This is a genomic window from Sphingomonas soli NBRC 100801 (genome assembly GCF_001591025.1).
GTDB lineage: Bacteria > Pseudomonadota > Alphaproteobacteria > Sphingomonadales > Sphingomonadaceae > Sphingomonas > Sphingomonas soli.
Window position 1 is genome coordinate 49,961 of the sequence record NZ_BCTZ01000012.1, and the last position, 16,155, is coordinate 66,115.

Below are 16,155 nucleotides of genomic sequence, written 5' to 3' on the forward strand. Positions count from 1 at the left end.
GGATCACGCATCGCCAAACACGCCGGTGAGCTCCGCCACGGCGTCGCCCAACGTCACGACCTCATCGGCACCCTGCTTGATATATTCCATCACGGCGGGGTGGCAGGCGATCGCCGCATCGATCTCGGCGTCCGCACCGGGGCGGTAGGCCCCCATCAGCACGAGGTCGCGATTTTCCTCATATGTTGCAAGATGGCGGCGCAGCACGCGTGCAGCATTTACGTGATCGCGCGCGGCAATGTCGGTCATCACACGGCTGACCGACGGACCAAGATCGATCGCGGGATATACGCCGCGCTCGGCAAGCGGCCGGCTGAGCACGATGTGGCCATCGAGGATCGAACGGGCCGAATCCACCACCGGATCATTGCCGTCATCGCCATCCGCCAGCACCGTGTAGATCGCAGTGATGGATCCACCGCTCGACACGCATGTGCCGGCGCGTTCGATCAGGCTGGGCAGCATCGCAATGGCCGACGGCGGATAGCCGCGTGCCGAGGCCGGCTCGCCCAGCGCAAGGCCGATCTCGCGGCCCGCATGGGCGACGCGGGTAAGCGAATCCATGATGAGCAGCACCTTCTTGCCTTCGGCGCGGAAAGCCTCGGCGATCGCCGTCGCACGCAGCGCGCCGCGGATGCGCAGCACTGGCGAGTGATTGGCCGGAACCGCGACGACGACCGAACGCTTGCGCGCTTCGCCGAACACCTTGGTCTCGAGGAAGTCGGCGACTTCGCGCGAGCGTTCGCCGATCAAGCCGACGACCACGACATCGGCTTCGGCGGCGCGGACGATCATGCCCAGCAGGACCGACTTGCCGACACCCGAACCCGCCATGATGCCCACGCGCTGGCCCTGCCCGATGGTGAGCAGACCGTTTATCGCGCGCACGCCGACGTCGAGCGGTTTGAGCACGCGGCCGCGATCCAGTGGAGACTGAAGCTTGCCCGAAAGCGGCCATTTGCCCGCTCCCCGGATCGGACCCAACCCGTCAATCGGCTTGCCGGCGCCGTCCACAACGCGTCCGAGCAACGCCGCGCCAACCTCTGCCTCTCCGGGAGGGCCGATCGGGCGCACGGGCGCATTGGGAAGCAAGGCTGCGGGGCCGCCCAGATTCATCATCAGCGTCCTGCCCGCGCGGAAGCCGATCACTTCCGCCTCGACGCGGCCCACGCCGCTACCGATCGCGCAGACGGTTCCAACCGGCAGCGAGAGGCCAACGGCTTCCATCAGCAGCCCGTCATAGGACGAAAGGCGGCCCGAGACGCGCGGCTTGGCGGCGAAATCTCCGCAGCTTAGCCCATCGATATAGTCTTCGGTGAAGCGGTTCAGCATGCGGGGGGAATCGGCACGCGATCAATCGCTTGCGCCAGCTGTTCGAGCCAGAGATCGGGGCCGTCCTCCACCACCGTCGAAGCGCTTTCGATGACAAAGCCGCCGCGCTGGACCTGGGGATCGCCGACCGGGAAAACGCTGGCCGGAAGTTTTCCTTCGACAAGCGCGACATCGTCGGGATGCAGGCGGAGCAACGCCGATTCGGCATTGTCCGCAAGCAGATCGACCGCGGCGTTGATCCGCGACGAAAGCACGTCGGGCGCTATGCCGACTTCGCCAACCATCTTGGTGACAAGATGGAGCACGGTCTGGCGCAGATGCCCGGCCATGCGCTCGCGATCGAAATGTGCGCCCTTGGTGAGCGCGTCGGAAACCTGTTCGAGCAGTGCCGCTTCGCGGTCCTTCGCCGCATCGAGTTCGGCGAGCGCTGCGGCGCGACCCTCGGCGACCCCGGCGGAGCGGGCTGCAGCGATCGGATCGGCTGCAGCGAACGGGTCCCAGCCCTCGTTCGGGTTCGACGAGGAACTCGCAGGCGAATAATGGCGCGGGCCCGACTCGGGCCCATGGCGGCGGCCGATATGGCTGACTTCCGCTGGCGCGAAATGGACCGGTTCGCCAAACGCGCGCCGGAGCACCGTCTCCGCGACGCGGACATGGCCGGCGAGGCCAGGCGTAAATGCGCGTGCCGCATCAGACATAATCGTCGTCTCCGCTACCCTTGCTCGGCATCTGGAGCGTGCCGTCCTTCACCAGCCCGCGCGCAACGGCGATCATCACCTTCTGCGCTTCAAGCACATCGGAGAGCTTCATCGGCCCTAGCGATTCCATCTCATCGCGGATGCCGTCCGCCGCGCGGCTCGACATGCAGGCCAGGAAGCGCTCGCGGACATTCTCCTCAACACCCTTGAGCGACTTGACCAGGATGTTGGAATCCACGTTGCGGATGAGCGTCGAGAGGTTCTTGTCGTCGAGCTCGAGCAGATTGTCGAAGACGAACATCGCCTCTTCGATCGCCCGGGCGACTTCCTTGTCGATCTTGGCGAGCTTGGGCATGACGCGCTGCTCGGTGACCCGGCGCGCGCTCGACAGGATCTTGGCCGCTTCACGGGTCCCGCCCAGCTGCAGACCGGGGGATTTCTTCGCCACAGTCGCGCGGGCGACGATCATTTCCTTCAGCGTCTCGATAGCCTCGGGCGTCACCGGGCCGAGCTTGGCGATGCGGCGGAGGATTTGGGGTTGGACTGCTTCGGGGAGATGTTCAAATACCTTGGCGGCGAGGTCGGGATCGAGGTTAACGAGCAGGACCGCGGCGATTTGCGGATGTTCGGTCTCGACCATGCGCGCAATTTCCTCGGGCTCGAACCAGGCGAGCATTTCCAGCCCGTTGCTGGCCTGGGTCGGCGCGATGCGGGCGAGCACGCTCTCCGCCCGCTCGGTGCCCAGCGCGCGGTTCATGATCCCTTCGATGCGCGGCGCAGGATCGAACTGCACCGAGGTGCGCTCGCGCGCCTTGTAGGTGAAATCGTCGAGCACCTGCTCGACCTCCGCCTCGCTGACATCGGCGACGGTGAACATCGCCTTGCCCAGATTGCGGACTTCCTCCGGATCGAGCTGCTGGAGGATGGCCGCAGCCTCCTCCTCGCCCACCAGCATCATCAGCACGGCAGCGCGCTCGGTGCCGTTGAAGTTGCGGATCGGCGCGCTCACCGGCCGTCTGCCTTGATCATGTCGCGCACCGCCAGCGCCGCACGCGCCGGATTGTCGCGCGTGAAGCCGCGGACCAGGCCGACCCGGTCGTCATAGCTATGGCCATTGCGCTCGAGCATATCGATCGACACCGCCGGAGCCGGCCCGCCATTGGGGCTGCCGATCGCCAGCGCGTGGCGAACCGTGGCGTCCTCGCGCTTCTTGAGCAGCGCCTTGGCGAGCGGACGCACACCCAGGAACAACACCAGCAGCGCGATCACCAGCGCCGTCAGGTTGCGCGCGACCAGCGGCACCCATCCGGCATCGTACCAGGAAGGGCCGGCGGAAATGCTCTCGGCGGGCGGCGTGAACTTGCGGCTGATTACCGTCACCTGATCCTGGCGCGCGGCATTGTAGCCGACAGCGGCCTGGACGAGCTGGGTGATCTGCTGGATCTCCACCTGGCCGCGCGGCTTGCCCGCATCCTCGCGCAGCAAGACTGCGACCGAAAGGCGCTTGACCCCGCCGGGGGCGGCGCGCGTGACCGAGATTTCCTTGCCCGTCTCATAGGTGCGGGTGAAGCTGTCGCTCTGCTTCTGCGCCACCGGCGGCGTGCCGGCAGGCGCTGCGCCAGGCGCAGCAGCCGCGGCAGCAGCAGCCGGAGCGCCCTCTGCATTCGGAGCGGCCATGGTGCTGGCAGGCGGCGGCGTGTTCGAAAGCGCGCCGGGAATACCCCCGGGAGCCGCGCCATCCTTGGACGTGCCGGTCCAGTTGCCCTGCTCGGCGCGGATCACCTGCCCGGCCTTGTCATAGCTTTCGCGGGTCGCCTGGCTCTCATCGAGATCGACATCCGCCGCGACTTCGGTGGTGAAATTGCCTGCGCCGACCATCGGGGTCAGCAATTGGACGAGCTGATCGCGATACTTGTCCTCGACGCGGCGCTGAAACTCGATGCGCGCATCGCCCGCCGCCGCGGTCGGATCGCCGGCCTTGCCCGATTTGGAGAGCAAGGCGCCCATCTGATCGACGATGGTCACCGCCTGCGGCGTCATCCCCGGCACCGAGGAGGCGACGAGGTTCACGATCGCGCGGATCTGCGGCTCGGCCAGCGCGCGGCCAGGCTGGAGCTTGAGGATCACCGAGGCCGAAGGCGCCGCCTGATCGCGAACGAAAGCGCTGGCTTCGGGCGTGGCGAGGTGGACGCGGGCTTCGGCGACCGAATCGATCTCCTGGATCGAACGCGCCAGTTCGGTCTCGCGCGCCTGGCGGAGGCGTTCGCCCTCCACCGCGCGGCTCACCCCCATGGGGAGTTGATCGAGGATCGCATAGCCGCCGGGCGCGGCCTTGGGCAGGCCCTGGCCAGCGAGCAGCATCCGCGCCTTGTGATAATCATCCTCAGCCACGGTGATTGAGCCGGCACTGTCGATGCTCGACTTGATGTTCGCGCCCTGAAGCGCGGTGCTGACCGCCTGCTTGTCGGCGTCGGTCACGTTGGCGAAGAGGATGCGCTGCGGCGCGCTGGCGATCATCGACCAGGCGATGAAGCCTGCGGCGACCAGGCCGATCAGGAAGAGCAAGGGCATGGCGCGCCGTACGGCGGGCTGCGCCAGAATGCCGCTCATCTGCTTCAGCGGATTGAGGCTGACCGGGCTTGCCGCGCCTTCTGTGGTGGTGAGAGCGTTCATCGATTACACCGGCATGCTCATGATGTCCTTGTAGGCGGACAGGAGTTTGTTGCGGACCTGGAGCGTCGCTTCGAAGCCGACCGACGCCTGCTGGCGCGCCAGCATCACCTTGGCGATGTCCACGGTCTCGCCGCGCTCATAAGCGGACGAAAGCTCGCTCGCATTCTGCTGGGCCTGATTGACCGACTTGAGCGCCTCTTCCATCGTCGAGGCGAAGCTGGCCGGCTTGGCCGCAGCGGGGCTAGCGCCCGCAGGAGTTTCATTGGCGCGGCTGAGCGCGGCATTGCGCTCAAGGATCTGCTGCCGGAGCTGCATCACCCGATCCACGCCCATGGCGCCGCCGATTCCGCTGACCCCGCTCATGCCGGGATCGCCCGGCTGATGGTGATATCCTCACCCTGCTCGCGCGCCTTGGCGAGCCGGTAGCGCAGCGTGCGCTCCGAAATCCCGAGCCGCCGTGCGGTCTCGATCCGGCTGCCATTGCACTCGGCAAGCACTTCGCGGATCGCGGCGAATTCGTGGATCTGGACGATGTTGCTGAGCGTCCCCGAAGCCTGGGCCTGCGTCTCGACGCGCGTTTCCGGGCGGCGATCGAAAATCAGATGCTCTGGCGTAATCGTGTGCCCGCCGCACAGCAGCAGCGCGCGCTGCATGACATTTTCCAGCTCGCGGACATTGCCCGGCCAATCATGATCGGTGAGCACGTCCAGTGCGTCGGCGGAAATCCAGGGCAGCGTCGAACGTTCGCCGGAATGTCGCACGACCATCGCGGCGGCGAGCGCGGCGATATCGCCCGGACGCTCGGCAAGCGGCCTGGTCGAAAGCGGGAAGACCGAGAGGCGGTAGTAAAGATCGGCGCGGAAGCGGCCGGCCATCACTTCGCCCTGCAGGTCGCGGTTGGCACAGGCGATGACGCGCACGTCGACCTTTTCGGGCTGCGTCGCGCCGATCGGAACGACTTCGCGCTCCTGCAGCGCGCGGAGCAGCTTGGCCTGGAGATTGATCGGCATCTCGGCGACTTCGTCGAGCAGCAAGGTGCCGCCGTGCGCCGCACGGAAAAAGCCCTGCCCGCCCGACGATGCGCCGGTGAACGCGCCCTTGTGGTGGCCGAACAGCATGGCTTCGAGCATGGTTTCGGGAAGCGCTGCGCAGTTGATGGCCACGAACGGGCCATCGCGCCGCGACGAGCCCATATGGATCGCGCGCGCCAGCACTTCCTTGCCGGTGCCGGTTGGGCCGTTGATCAGCACGGTGATGTCCGACGCCGCGACGCGCTCGGCAAGCGCCAGCAGCGCGAGGCTCTCGGGATCGGCAGCCACGGGCTCGCCGGGGCCGCGCATCAGCGCGCTGACGAAGCCGCTGCCGACTGCCGCGTCTTCGGGCGGAAAGGAAATGCGCGCCGGATTGCCGTCGCGAAAGGGAATGACCGCAGGCTCGCCGTCGCCGATCGTCAGCGTGCGCGACGGCGCCGGCGGAGTCTCGCCATCAGCGACCAGATACAGGCCACCCGGCGCCGGCTTGCCGTCTTCGCACGAAGCGATCGCGAAACCCTGCGCCCGCAGCGACGAAACGAGTGCGTATTTCTGCCTGAGAATCGCGGCCGACGGAACGATGGATCGCATGGACTTCCCCCTTGAGAAGCCCTTGATGCGCGAATTCTGGTTAATGAGCCGTAAATCATCGTGTTCGGCCTGCTTCCTCCTTCCGGGCGCACGCGAGGCGCGCGCGCGAGGGGCTAATTTTTTTGCTTAAGCCGGATCGCGCATGGCCGTTCCTTGGCTTGGCGGCTCCGGGCTCCTGGTCTCAGGGGGGTACACGGGAAGCCGGCAAGCATGGAGTAATGACATGAGTGTTATCGGAACCAACATTGCGGCAATCCGGGCGGGCAACGCTTCGAACGCTGCGAACAAAATGCTCGGCACCGCGATGGAGCGTCTGTCGACCGGCAAGCGCATCAACACCGCGAAGGACGACGCCGCCGGCCTCGCCATCGCTTCGTCGATGACCTCCTCGATCCGCGGCATGAGCCAGGCGATCCGCAACGCAAATGACGGTATCTCGTTCGCTCAGACCGCTGACGGCGCGCTGGAAGAAGTTTCCAACATGCTGCAGCGCATCCGCGAACTCGCCGTCCAGTCGGCTTCGGGCACCTACTCGACCGACGACCGCGCGAACCTCGACAAGGAAGCAGCCGCGCTGCGCACGCAGATCGACTCGATCTTCACCAACACGAAGTTCAACGGCGTCGCCGTGTTCGATTATGCCACGACCGACACCGCATCGGATGACATCTCGATCCAGGTCGGCATCAACAAGGACACCGCGGGTGACAACTCGGTCTCGCTGACCAAGGCGTTCTTCGACAAGGACGATTTCGAAGCGGCCGACTTCAAGGTCGACTCGGCGGCCAATGCCGGAACCACGCTGACCAACGCCGACGCGGCGCTCAAGGCCGTGAACGGCGCACGGGCCACGCTCGGCGCCTCGCAGAGCCGCCTCGAATCGGTGGTCAACAACCTGACGACCAACGTGACCAACCTGACCGACGCCCGCAGCCGCATCGAAGACGCCGATTTCTCGGCTGAAACCGCGGCGCTGGCCAAGGCCCAGATCCTGAGCCAGGCATCGACCGCGATGCTTGCCCAGGCGAACCAGAGCCAGCAGACGGTTCTGACGCTGCTCCGCTAAGCGCGTGCCGGTCGGGGTGTCACCCCCCTGACAAAGGCACCGCGGCCGGTCACCTCTCTTGTAGGGAGAGGGCGCATGGGAGGCCCCGATGGTCCAAGCGACCATCGGGGCTTTTCTGTGTTTGGGGTGGAGCGCGCGCTCGTGCGGGTTACCGGGCGGGCCAGATCCCGGATCGTCATTCCAGCGAAAGCGGGGATCCAGAGCAAAGCAGGGCGCCGCTGTGTAACCCTGGGTCCCCGCTTTCGCGGGGATGACGGTTTCGGGGTGTCCGATGTTCCAGGAGATCAGCGCGGCCCTTCCCGTATCCACGCCGCGCGCCGCGCCCGGGCTCGAAATTGCGACGCGCCGGCGTTTGATCCGCGCGCATGGATAGCCGTCATCCCCGCGATTCAGGGCGTGCCGGTCTCGCCGTTACTCGGGCCGCGACCAGATCCAGCTACCGATCACCAAAGCCGCCACGATCGGCGCGACGGACCAGGGCCAGGGCGCGAAGATCAGCGCCACCAATATGCTCGCGGCAAAGGCGATGCTCGCCGCCACCTTGCCCTTGCGGCTGATCGCGCCGCGTTCGCGCCATGCGATGATGTGCGGCCCGAAGCCGGGGTGGTTCAGCAACCGCGCCTCCAGCGCCGGGCTGCTCCGCGCGAAGCAATAGGCCGCCAGGATCACGAATATCGTCGTCGGCATCACCGGCAGGATCGCGCCGATCACCGCCAGGCCGAGCGAGAAAAATCCCGCGATGAGATAGAGATGACGGCGCACCCGCCAAAGGGTAGCACGCCGCGCCTCAGCCGCCAGCCGAATCCGCAGGCGCGGCCGGTCTGCGCCGCCAATCGCGCATGGAAAGGCTTGGCCTGCTCAGCCGAGTCGGCGCTGCAGGCCTTTCTTGAGGCGATCGTGCGCGCTCTTCTTGATCTGGCAGATGCGCGCCGCACCCACCCCGATCACTTCGCCGATTTCCTCGAGATTGAGTTCCTCGACATAGTAAAGCTGGATGACCATCTGCTCCTTTTCGGGCAGCTCGGCGATCGCCTCGATCAGCGCCTGGCGCTGGTCGGCATCGGCCAGTTGGTCGAACGGGCTCGGCTCGTCGGACATGAACCACGGGCTCTCGTCCGAATAGGTGTCGTCGATCGAATCGAAGCGGACCGCTTCGGCCGATGCGTATTCGGCGCGCAGCTTTTCGGGCGTGACGCCGATCCGCTCGGCGACCTGGAGATCGCTTGGCGGACGGCCCAGCTCGATGCCGAGCGTCTTGACCGTATCCTGATAGGCCTTGCGCCGGCGCATCGCGCCGCGGGTGAGCGTTGCCTGACGGCGCAGCTCGTCGATCATCGATCCGCGCAGCCGCGTGGCCAGATATTGCTCGAAGGTCACCTGGCCGCGATCCTCGAAGCCGTTCACCGCCTCGATCAGCGCGACCATGCCGATCTGGATCAGATCCTCCACCTCGACGATCGAGCTCATCGATCCGTGGATGTGCCAGGCGATGCGGCGGACCAAGGGCAGATGCTTGCGCACCAGCGCTTCGGCGTCGCGCCGGGGCAGCGGCACGGGCGAATAAGTGAGCGGTGCGGCAGACGCCATATCGGTCAACTTCCTGATGGGGAGTGCATTCATGCGGGCAGTGCCTCCGGCGCACCAATCACTGCGACGACCTCAACCGCCTTATCCTCCGGAACTTCAAAGAAACTCATAACGGGAGTGTCCGGGAGCACGGTTTTCACGAGCTTTCGGATCGCAATGCGGATGGCCGGCTGGACGACAAGGACGAAGGGCTTGGCTTCGTTGACCAGCGGCTGGGCGGCGCGCTGGAGGGCATCGGCGATGCGGCGGCCGAGATCGGGCTCGATCGTGTGGCGGCGCGACGGATCCGAGCGGACGGCCTGGCCGAGCAGGGCTTCGAGCTGGCCTTCGAGCGTCATCACGCGCAGCGGCTCTCGCACGCCGCAGATCTTCTGGATGATCAGCGGCCCAAGCTCGGGACGGATCAGCTCGAGTATCTCCTCGGGATCGAGCGTCTTCTGCGCGGCCACGGCGATCGCGGCGGCGATGCGGCGGAACTCCTTGAGCGGGATATTCTCCGCGAGCAGCCCGCGCAGCACGGTGGTGAGCGTGGTGAGCGGCACCGGCTGGGGCGACAGCGACGCGACCAGCGATGCGGCGCGCTCCTTCAGCCCGTCGAGCAGCGACTGCACCTCGTCGGGACCGAGCAGATCGGCTGCGCTGGAAACTAGGGCCTGGTTCAAATGGGTCGCGATCACGGTGCCCGGATCGACGACGAGATAGCCCGCGCCGGTCGCCGCGTCGGCCTCGCCCTGCGGGATCCACACCGCGTCGAGCCCGAAGGTTGGGTCCTTGACGCGCTTGCCGTGCAACGTGCCGACCGCCTGGCCGGTATCGAGCGCGAGCATCTCGTCGGGCGACACGGCGTCCTCCGCCATGACGACACCGCCGATCGAGATGCGATAGGTGAAGGGCGCCAGGTTGATGTCGTCGCGCACGCGCACCTGCGGCACGACAAAGCCGAGCTCCTTGGAAAGCTGGCGGCGCACGCCGGTGATGCGGCCCATCAGCGGCCCGCCGCGGCGCTCATCGACCAGCGGCACCAGGCCGTAGCCGATATCGAGCATCACCTGCATATTGTCTGTGACTTCCTCCCAGCCGATGCGCGACTGATCGACCGGCTCGGCGGCGACGGGCTCGGGCGGCGGCGGCAGATCGGCGATACGCTTCAGGCGCCAGGCGGCGAACGCCGCGACGGCGGCGGCCGGCAGGATGACCATGTGCGGCATGCCGGGCATCACGCCGAGCACGCCAAGGATCACCGCAACCGGCGTCCAGGTCTTGTGGCTGCCGAACTGGGTGCCGATCTGGCCGGTCAGATCCTGCGACGAGCTGACCCGGGTGACGATCGCGGCGGCGGCGATCGAGAGGATCAGCGCCGGGATCTGCGCGACGAGCGCGTCGCCGATGGCGAGCATGATATAATGCTGCGCGGCGTCGCCCACCGCCATCTGGTGGCTGACCACGCCCAGGATAAGCCCGCCGACGATGTTGATGAACAGGATCAGCAGACCGGCGATCGCATCGCCCTTCACGAACTTGGACGAACCGTCCATCGATCCGTAGAAATCCGCTTCGGTGCCGACTTCGATGCGCCGCGCGCGTGCTTCGTCCGGCGTGAGCAGCCCCGCATTGAGATCGGCATCGATCGCCATCTGCTTGCCGGGCAAGGCATCGAGGGTGAAGCGCGCGCTGACTTCGGAGACGCGGCCCGCACCCTTGGTCACCACGATCATGTTGATGATGACGATGACCGCGAACACGATGATGCCGACGACATAGTCACCGCCGATCAGGAAGGTGCCGAACGCCTCGATGACATGGCCGGCCGCGGCTTCGCCCTCATGCCCATGCACGAGCACGACGCGCGTCGAGGCGACGTTCAAGCCGAGGCGGAACAAGGTGGCGAAGAGCAGGACGGTCGGGAAGGCCGAGAAGTCCAGCGGCTTCTGCGCGTTCAGCGCCACCATCAGCACAGCGAGGCTGATCATGATGTTCATCACGAAGAAGATGTCGAGCATGAAGGCCGGAATCGGCACGACCATGAGCGCGACGAGAAGCAGCATCGCGCCGGGAAGCGCGAAGCCGCGAGCGGACGAGGTGAAGCCCTGGGGCAAACTCAAACCATTCACTTGAGATTACGCTCCCAGGTTCGCGAGCATGAGATAGGCCAGCTTGGCGGTCTCGGGGGTCGGCCGCAGCGGATCGACCGCGCGCGTAAAGGCGTTGCGGCGCGCGGCGAACGGATCGCCGCTCGCTTCCTTGCCCACGTTGAGCTGAGCGATGGTGGTCTCGACCCAGTGTCGGTCGTTACCGGCCGCGCCATTGCCGAGAATGACTTCATTCTCGCCGAAATCGCCCAACGGATCCTGGGCCAGCTCGAAACTGCCCGAAGCGCCGCCGGTCGCGCCGCCTGCCGCAGCGCCCGAATCGAGCTTGCCCGCAAAGCGCGAGTAGATTTCGCTCAGCGTGCGCGGCTGGCCGTTTGCCCCGTAGAAGATGTTGTGATTGGCGCGCGCGGCGGCGGGAAACATGCCTGCGCCGCTGCGCTCCGGGTTCGATGCCATCGTATCGAGAAATTTGGTCGCGCCGCCCAGGCCCAGGAAATGCGCCATGTAGAGATCGGTGCCGGTCGCCGGGCGGCCAAGGCGCTGCTCGAGCGCCGCCTTGTTATCCGATGCATGCTCGGCGGCCATGATAGCGGCGGTGTTGGGATCGTTGCGCAGACCGAGGATCGCCGCGCGCGCCGCGGGATCGCTGACGACATAGCGGCCATTGGCGGTCTGGCGGATGCTGCCCGCCGCCCAGCCCATGCCATGCTTGCCGCCATGATCTTTGACCACGCCGAGCCAGCTCTGCTCGATGAACTGGTAGAGGCCGGTCGCGGAGGACGTGCCGGCGCGCGCATCGGGACGCATGCCGCTTTCGACCTGCGCCTGTCCGATCAGATAATTGAAGTCGATGCCGGTCTTGCGGCTCGCGGCGGCAATCGCGCCTTTGACGCTTGCCGTGCTGTTTACCGAAGTGACGCTCATCCGTGGCTGACCTGATTGCCCATATTGCGGGCGAGATCAGCAAGGAGCGTGCCAGTTCCGGCTTATGCCAGCGCGTAGCCTGCGGAACGGTAGGACGGCGCGTCCTGACCGGAAAGAAGTTGCAGGCGGCGGCGAACATTTGCCGTCATCAGGTTCACATAGATGCGGCAGGTCTCGTTCAACCGGTGCGCTTCCGCAGCGAGCTCCCGGACCTCTGGGCCCGGTGCCTCGCCATCGTGCAGCGCGACCGTGTCGATCGCGGCCAGCTTGTTCCGCGTTGCGGCCTCCAACGCCCCCACGTCATTGGCCTTCAACGCCGCGATTTCGGCGTGGAGCGCTTCGATCACCCCAATCAAAGCCTCCCGCCTAGTCATTCGGATTCCACTGCATCTTCAAAGCAAGCAGCCGATCCGCAATCGTCGAAGGAACGAGCGGGAAGTTGCCATCCTCGATCGCCTTCTTGATCTTCGCGACGCGCTCGCTGTCGACCGGCGGCTTCGATGCCATGTTCGCGGTCAGCTCGCTTGCCGCAGTCTGGACGGCCGGGGCCGCCTTTTCGACCGGGCTCGCCTGCGCCACCCTGTTCAGGGCGTGTACCGACGACACCGCCCGAGCGGCCATTGCGCCAGTCTTGATGCCAATCGGATCCACCATGCTCGCTATCCCTAGCTATGCTTGCAACGAGTAGAACGGCCGCTTTCACGGGAGCTTTAATAAAAAAATTTCAGCTCCCCGCCACGGAGAGCCTAGCACGGCCGGGCTCGATGGCAATTGCCTGAATCGGCGGCTTTTTTTCATCGACCTTTATCGGCAGACGCCCGCCCGCCGGCGCGTCGCCCATGGCAATTCCCTCGCGCGAGATCGAGAAGCCTGCGGCGTTGACCTCTATCGCGACGGCGTCGCCGCGCCGGATCACAGGCTCGGCCTTCGCCACCGGCGCGGCAACCGCAGCAACCGGAGCCGCCGGAGCGATTGGCCGGGGCGCGGCATTGACCGGCACATAGATCCGCCAGCTCGGGGCCATGCAGCGCACGACGACCGCGTCCTGCGCGGGTGTGCGCCATTCGAGCTGCGGGGCGGCGCAATTGGCGAGCTTCAGGCGATCGTCGACCGGCGCGCGCGCGCCGCCCAGTTCGCCGATCGCCTTGCCGGTGAACTGCGCGACGATCGTGTCGAGCATCCGGGTCGACTGGAAATCGCCGGCCAGGGCCGGGGATGCGAATGCTAATGCCAGGAGCAACATGGTCTTCTCCATCTTCAATCTGGTGCGGCGGCAAGCGTCGTTTGCCGGGCGGCAGATCATTGCCGGTCCCCTTCGAAGCCGAGGGTGATGAGGGTGCGGCGCTTGCCGGTGGCGGTGGCAATCTGGATTCGATCGGGCGATGCGGCGCCCGAGGCGACCAGCAGGGCCGCAACCGCGCGCGCGCGATCGGCGGCGAGGATGGCCGCGCTGCCGCTCGCGCGATCCACATCCTGCGGCGTGCCATCGGTTTCGCCGGTGATTTTCACTCGCGTGCGCGGGTCACGCGCGGCGGCGCGCGCCCATTCGCGCGCGGAGCTGCTGTCGCCAGGGATCGCCGATCCCGGCGCGAAGCCGGCGACCAGCGCCATTTCCACCGGCATCGCATCGACGATCTCGGTGGCGCCGAAGCCGGCGCGCACGCTGGCGGCAAAGGTCTTGCCGTCCATCTGATTGGCCTGGAGGAAGACGAAGAAGCCGACGAGCAGCAGCGCCAGATCGGCGAGCGTCGTGAGCCATACCGGCCGCGCCGGGACCTCTTCTTCCAGCAAGGGGTTCATGCCGCGATCTCGCGCAGGCCGCAACGCGCTGCGGGTTCGATCCCGGCAAGCGCCACCAGCGGCAATTCGATCCGGGCGCGTTCCTGGACTTCGTGGCGGCTCTGGCGCTTGAGCCGCGTCGCCACCGGAAGCGCGACCAGGCTGGCGAGGATCGCGCCATAGAGGGTGGTGAGCAAGGCGACGGCCATCGCGCCTCCAATGGCGGCGGGATCCTTCATTGCGACGAACATGCCGACAAGGCCGATCAGCGTGCCGATCATCCCCATTGCCGGCGCTATCTCCGCCATGCCGGTCCATACGTCCGCCGCGGCGAGATGCCGTTCGTAGCGCGCCATGCGGCGATGCTGGAGCAGGTTGGCGACATCGGCGCCCGATGCGCCATCGACCGCCGCTTCGATCGCGGCCGCGACATCGGCATCGGCGATCACCGAACGATCGAGCGCAATCAGGCCGTGCCGCCGGGCGATGCGGGTCAGCGCGGCGATCTGGCTGAGCAGCGGATCCGCATCGAAGCGCCGGCGGCCCAATGTCCGGAGCGCGGCGATGCTGCGCGCCAGATCGCCGAGCGAAGTGCGCAGCACCACGGCGAGCGCGGTGCCGCCGCCGACAATGGCGAGGGCGAGCGGATCGATAAACGGCGCAAGGCCGGGAAAGGCTGTCAGGTCCATGCGCTCGCGGATGCAAGGCACGGGCCAAATCCGCGCGCCCGATGCGGCAGACCCTTCCGGCGGCAGATCGCCCATCGGCGCGGCACCGGCTTGCCGCCCTGCCCGGCAAGATGTTGCCGCCTTTGCCGGTTCCTCTGGGGATAAAGCGATTTCCGGGTGAACACACAAAACTGGCACGGCCATTGCAGATGGGTCCGTGAACTTTTGTGCGGGAGACCCGTCCATGTCCAATGACAGCCTTTTCGGCGTACACGGCGCAGCGCTCCAGGTGCGTTCGCAGCGCATGGGCGTGCTCGCGTCGAACATCGCGAACGCATCGACGCCCGGCTACAAGGCGAAGGATATCGATTTCCAGGCCGCGCTTGCTTCGGCGGGCACCGGATCGATCGACGGCGCCATCGACAATGCCACGCTCTATCGCGTGCCGCTCCAGCCTTCGGCCGACGGCAACACCGTCGAGCTGGCCACCGAGCAGACCGCCTTTGCAGAGAATGCCGTCGCCTATCAGACGACGCTCGCCTTCCTGAACGGTCGCATCAACACGATCACGCGCGCGCTCAAGGGAGAATAGCAATGGGCAACGGACCCCTTTCGATCTTCCAGGTCTCGGGCCGCGCGATGAGCGCGCAGCTCCTGCGGATGAACACCACCGCATCCAACCTGGCGAACGCCAACACCGTCGCTTCGAGCGCCGAGGCCGCCTATCGCACGATCAAGCCGGTGTTCCGCACCGCCTTCGACGAAGCGAGCGGGATGGCCACGGTCGATGTCGAGCGCGTCGTCACCGCCGGCGCCGAGCCGACCAAGCGCTACGATCCGGGCAATCCCATGGCCGACAAGGACGGCAATGTCTGGGAATCCGCCGTCGATGAAACGCGCGAGCTGGTCGACATGCTCGAGACCGCGCGCACCTATCAGAACAATGTCGAAGTGATGCAGACTGCCAAGCAGCTGATCACCGACACCCTCAAGCTGGGCCGCTGATCATGGCAACTTCCTTTGATTCCACGCTCGCCAATCTGGGCATCGCGCGCACCGGCGCGGCGACCGCGGCGCGGGACACTTCGAACTTGGGCAACAGCAATATGGATCAGGGCGACTTCCTGACGCTGATGACGGCGCAGCTGAAGAACCAGGACCCGTTCGAGCCCGTCGACAATAGCCAGATGGTTGCCCAGATGGCGCAATTCTCGTCGCTCTCGGGCATCACCGAGATGAACTCGACGCTGAAGGCGATCGCCGAGCGGCTGAACGGCACCTCCACCGGCGATGCGATGGCGTGGATCGGCCGCACCGTGCTGACCCCCGGCAACACCGCCTATCCGCGCGTCGATGGCGGCGTCGGCGGCACGATCGACCTTGGCGGCGACGCGGCCAATGTCACCGTCACGATCGAAGGGCCGAACGGCGCGCTGCTGCGCACCGTCGAGCTTGGCGCGCAGCCCAAAGGGGCGCTCGATTTCGAGTGGGACGGCACCACCGACAGCGGTGAAGCCGCGGGTCCGGGCCCCTACACGATCAAGGTCGGCGCGCGCAGTGCGGCCGGCTCCTCGGTTCCGGCCACCCCGCTCGTCTGGGCACCGGTCACTTCCGTTTCGCTGGGCGCCGATGGCGCACCGGTCCTCACCCTTCCCGGCCTCGGCCAGGTTCCCGTCTCCGCCATCCGCAAGATCGGCTGAGCCCCCAAGTAAGGAG

19 protein-coding genes are annotated in these 16,155 nt (G+C 66.5%); 4 read left to right on the forward strand and 15 right to left on the reverse strand.

Annotation, left to right across the window (positions count from 1 at the left end):
• Positions 1–3 precede the first annotated feature (3 nt).
• The 6 genes from SSO01S_RS08130 to SSO01S_RS08155 are packed head-to-tail and all read right to left on the reverse strand — an operon-like array spanning position 4 to position 6,325.
• Positions 4–1,332 (reverse strand): FliI/YscN family ATPase, encoded by a 1,329-nt coding sequence (locus tag SSO01S_RS08130; protein ID WP_066797915.1) that lies wholly within the window; start codon positions 1,330–1,332, stop codon positions 4–6.
• On the reverse strand, positions 1,326–2,030 hold the full coding sequence (locus SSO01S_RS08135; RefSeq protein WP_066797917.1) for a FliH/SctL family protein: 705 nt from the start codon (positions 2,028–2,030) through the stop codon (positions 1,326–1,328). Before SSO01S_RS08135 ends, SSO01S_RS08130 begins: the two co-directional genes overlap by 7 nt.
• Positions 2,023–3,039, reverse strand: coding sequence for a flagellar motor switch protein FliG (gene fliG, locus SSO01S_RS08140; RefSeq protein WP_066797919.1), 1,017 nt, complete (start codon positions 3,037–3,039; stop codon positions 2,023–2,025). Before fliG ends, SSO01S_RS08135 begins: the two co-directional genes overlap by 8 nt.
• Positions 3,036–4,703 carry a flagellar basal-body MS-ring/collar protein FliF gene (gene fliF / locus SSO01S_RS08145; RefSeq protein ID WP_066797921.1) on the reverse strand — a complete coding sequence of 556 codons (1,668 nt, stop codon included), beginning with the start codon at positions 4,701–4,703 and terminating at the stop codon, positions 3,036–3,038. Before fliF ends, fliG begins: the two co-directional genes overlap by 4 nt.
• A 3-nt stretch (positions 4,704–4,706) precedes the next feature.
• On the reverse strand, positions 4,707–5,066 hold the full coding sequence (gene fliE / locus SSO01S_RS08150) for a flagellar hook-basal body complex protein FliE (RefSeq protein WP_066797924.1): 360 nt from the start codon (positions 5,064–5,066) through the stop codon (positions 4,707–4,709).
• The gene (locus SSO01S_RS08155; RefSeq protein WP_066797927.1) at positions 5,063–6,325 is read right to left on the reverse strand and encodes a sigma-54 interaction domain-containing protein; all 1,263 of its coding nucleotides are present in this window, start codon (positions 6,323–6,325) and stop codon (positions 5,063–5,065) included. Before SSO01S_RS08155 ends, fliE begins: the two co-directional genes overlap by 4 nt.
• 223 nt (positions 6,326–6,548) lie before the next feature.
• On the opposite strand from SSO01S_RS08155, the gene SSO01S_RS08160 reads away from it, so the two are divergent.
• Positions 6,549–7,391: a flagellin N-terminal helical domain-containing protein gene (locus tag SSO01S_RS08160; RefSeq protein WP_066797936.1), complete on the forward strand. Its 843-nt coding sequence runs from the start codon at positions 6,549–6,551 to the stop codon at positions 7,389–7,391.
• 411 nt (positions 7,392–7,802) lie between these two features.
• Here the strand turns inward: SSO01S_RS08160 and SSO01S_RS08165 are convergent, their stop codons facing one another.
• From SSO01S_RS08165 to SSO01S_RS08205, 9 genes are all read right to left on the reverse strand, one after another.
• The gene (locus SSO01S_RS08165) at positions 7,803–8,153 is read right to left on the reverse strand and encodes a YbaN family protein (protein ID WP_066797939.1); all 351 of its coding nucleotides are present in this window, start codon (positions 8,151–8,153) and stop codon (positions 7,803–7,805) included.
• Positions 8,154–8,249: 96 nt separating this feature from the next.
• Positions 8,250–8,978 (reverse strand): sigma-70 family RNA polymerase sigma factor, encoded by a 729-nt coding sequence (locus SSO01S_RS08170; RefSeq protein WP_157073694.1) that lies wholly within the window; start codon positions 8,976–8,978, stop codon positions 8,250–8,252.
• A gap of 29 nt (positions 8,979–9,007) precedes the next feature.
• Positions 9,008–11,080, reverse strand: a complete 2,073-nt coding sequence (gene flhA, locus SSO01S_RS08175) for a flagellar biosynthesis protein FlhA (RefSeq protein WP_281178687.1) — start codon at positions 11,078–11,080, stop codon at positions 9,008–9,010.
• Positions 11,081–11,095: 15 nt separating this feature from the next.
• On the reverse strand, positions 11,096–11,992 hold the full coding sequence (locus SSO01S_RS08180) for a flagellar biosynthesis protein FlgJ (protein WP_066797945.1): 897 nt from the start codon (positions 11,990–11,992) through the stop codon (positions 11,096–11,098).
• A gap of 62 nt (positions 11,993–12,054) precedes the next feature.
• Positions 12,055–12,366 carry a hypothetical protein gene (locus SSO01S_RS08185; RefSeq protein WP_066797948.1) on the reverse strand — a complete coding sequence of 104 codons (312 nt, stop codon included), beginning with the start codon at positions 12,364–12,366 and terminating at the stop codon, positions 12,055–12,057.
• Positions 12,359–12,646 carry a flagellar biosynthesis anti-sigma factor FlgM gene (flgM, locus tag SSO01S_RS08190; RefSeq protein ID WP_066797951.1) on the reverse strand — a complete coding sequence of 96 codons (288 nt, stop codon included), beginning with the start codon at positions 12,644–12,646 and terminating at the stop codon, positions 12,359–12,361. Before flgM ends, SSO01S_RS08185 begins: the two co-directional genes overlap by 8 nt.
• 70 nt (positions 12,647–12,716) lie before the next feature.
• On the reverse strand, positions 12,717–13,235 hold the full coding sequence (locus tag SSO01S_RS08195; protein WP_066798405.1) for a flagella basal body P-ring formation protein FlgA: 519 nt from the start codon (positions 13,233–13,235) through the stop codon (positions 12,717–12,719).
• A gap of 56 nt (positions 13,236–13,291) precedes the next feature.
• A complete protein-coding gene (locus tag SSO01S_RS08200; RefSeq protein WP_066797954.1) occupies positions 13,292–13,792 on the reverse strand; it encodes an OmpA family protein in 501 nt (166 codons plus the stop codon).
• Positions 13,789–14,535: a motility protein A gene (locus SSO01S_RS08205; RefSeq protein WP_245646672.1), complete on the reverse strand. Its 747-nt coding sequence runs from the start codon at positions 14,533–14,535 to the stop codon at positions 13,789–13,791. The genes SSO01S_RS08200 and SSO01S_RS08205 overlap by 4 nt, the downstream gene beginning before the upstream one ends.
• Before the next feature lie 148 nt (positions 14,536–14,683).
• On the opposite strand from SSO01S_RS08205, the gene flgB reads away from it, so the two are divergent.
• Genes flgB through SSO01S_RS08220 form a run of 3 tightly spaced genes read left to right on the forward strand, consistent with a single transcriptional unit; the run spans position 14,684 to position 16,139 of the window.
• Positions 14,684–15,031 (forward strand): flagellar basal body rod protein FlgB, encoded by a 348-nt coding sequence (gene flgB, locus SSO01S_RS08210; protein ID WP_066797957.1) that lies wholly within the window; start codon positions 14,684–14,686, stop codon positions 15,029–15,031.
• Positions 15,032–15,033: 2 nt separating this feature from the next.
• Positions 15,034–15,444 (forward strand): flagellar basal body rod protein FlgC, encoded by a 411-nt coding sequence (flgC, locus tag SSO01S_RS08215; protein ID WP_066797960.1) that lies wholly within the window; start codon positions 15,034–15,036, stop codon positions 15,442–15,444.
• Positions 15,445–15,446: 2 nt separating this feature from the next.
• Complete coding sequence (locus SSO01S_RS08220; protein WP_066797962.1) at positions 15,447–16,139, forward strand: flagellar hook assembly protein FlgD; 693 nt, start codon at positions 15,447–15,449, stop codon at positions 16,137–16,139.
• Positions 16,140–16,155: the final 16 nt, after the last annotated feature.

What these genes read in the sequence shown, in the direction of transcription:
- SSO01S_RS08185 (WP_066797948.1), bottom strand. Translation starts at nt 12,366, where the DNA reads ATGACTAGGCGGGAGGCTTTGATTGGGGTGATCGAAGCGCTCCACGCC.
- SSO01S_RS08195 (WP_066798405.1), bottom strand. Translation starts at nt 13,235, where the DNA reads ATGTTGCTCCTGGCATTAGCATTCGCATCCCCGGCCCTGGCCGGCGAT.
- flgB (WP_066797957.1), top strand. Translation starts at nt 14,684, where the DNA reads ATGTCCAATGACAGCCTTTTCGGCGTACACGGCGCAGCGCTCCAGGTG.
- SSO01S_RS08170 (WP_157073694.1), bottom strand. Translation starts at nt 8,978, where the DNA reads ATGGCGTCTGCCGCACCGCTCACTTATTCGCCCGTGCCGCTGCCCCGG.
- fliF (WP_066797921.1), bottom strand. Translation starts at nt 4,703, where the DNA reads ATGAACGCTCTCACCACCACAGAAGGCGCGGCAAGCCCGGTCAGCCTC.
- SSO01S_RS08135 (WP_066797917.1), bottom strand. Translation starts at nt 2,030, where the DNA reads ATGTCTGATGCGGCACGCGCATTTACGCCTGGCCTCGCCGGCCATGTC.
- flgC (WP_066797960.1), top strand. Translation starts at nt 15,034, where the DNA reads ATGGGCAACGGACCCCTTTCGATCTTCCAGGTCTCGGGCCGCGCGATG.
- flgM (WP_066797951.1), bottom strand. Translation starts at nt 12,646, where the DNA reads ATGGTGGATCCGATTGGCATCAAGACTGGCGCAATGGCCGCTCGGGCG.
- SSO01S_RS08180 (WP_066797945.1), bottom strand. Translation starts at nt 11,992, where the DNA reads ATGAGCGTCACTTCGGTAAACAGCACGGCAAGCGTCAAAGGCGCGATT.
- SSO01S_RS08155 (WP_066797927.1), bottom strand. Translation starts at nt 6,325, where the DNA reads ATGCGATCCATCGTTCCGTCGGCCGCGATTCTCAGGCAGAAATACGCA.
- fliE (WP_066797924.1), bottom strand. Translation starts at nt 5,066, where the DNA reads ATGAGCGGGGTCAGCGGAATCGGCGGCGCCATGGGCGTGGATCGGGTG.
- SSO01S_RS08200 (WP_066797954.1), bottom strand. Translation starts at nt 13,792, where the DNA reads ATGAACCCCTTGCTGGAAGAAGAGGTCCCGGCGCGGCCGGTATGGCTC.
- SSO01S_RS08130 (WP_066797915.1), bottom strand. Translation starts at nt 1,332, where the DNA reads ATGCTGAACCGCTTCACCGAAGACTATATCGATGGGCTAAGCTGCGGA.
- SSO01S_RS08220 (WP_066797962.1), top strand. Translation starts at nt 15,447, where the DNA reads ATGGCAACTTCCTTTGATTCCACGCTCGCCAATCTGGGCATCGCGCGC.
- SSO01S_RS08205 (WP_245646672.1), bottom strand. Translation starts at nt 14,535, where the DNA reads ATGGGCGATCTGCCGCCGGAAGGGTCTGCCGCATCGGGCGCGCGGATT.
- SSO01S_RS08160 (WP_066797936.1), top strand. Translation starts at nt 6,549, where the DNA reads ATGAGTGTTATCGGAACCAACATTGCGGCAATCCGGGCGGGCAACGCT.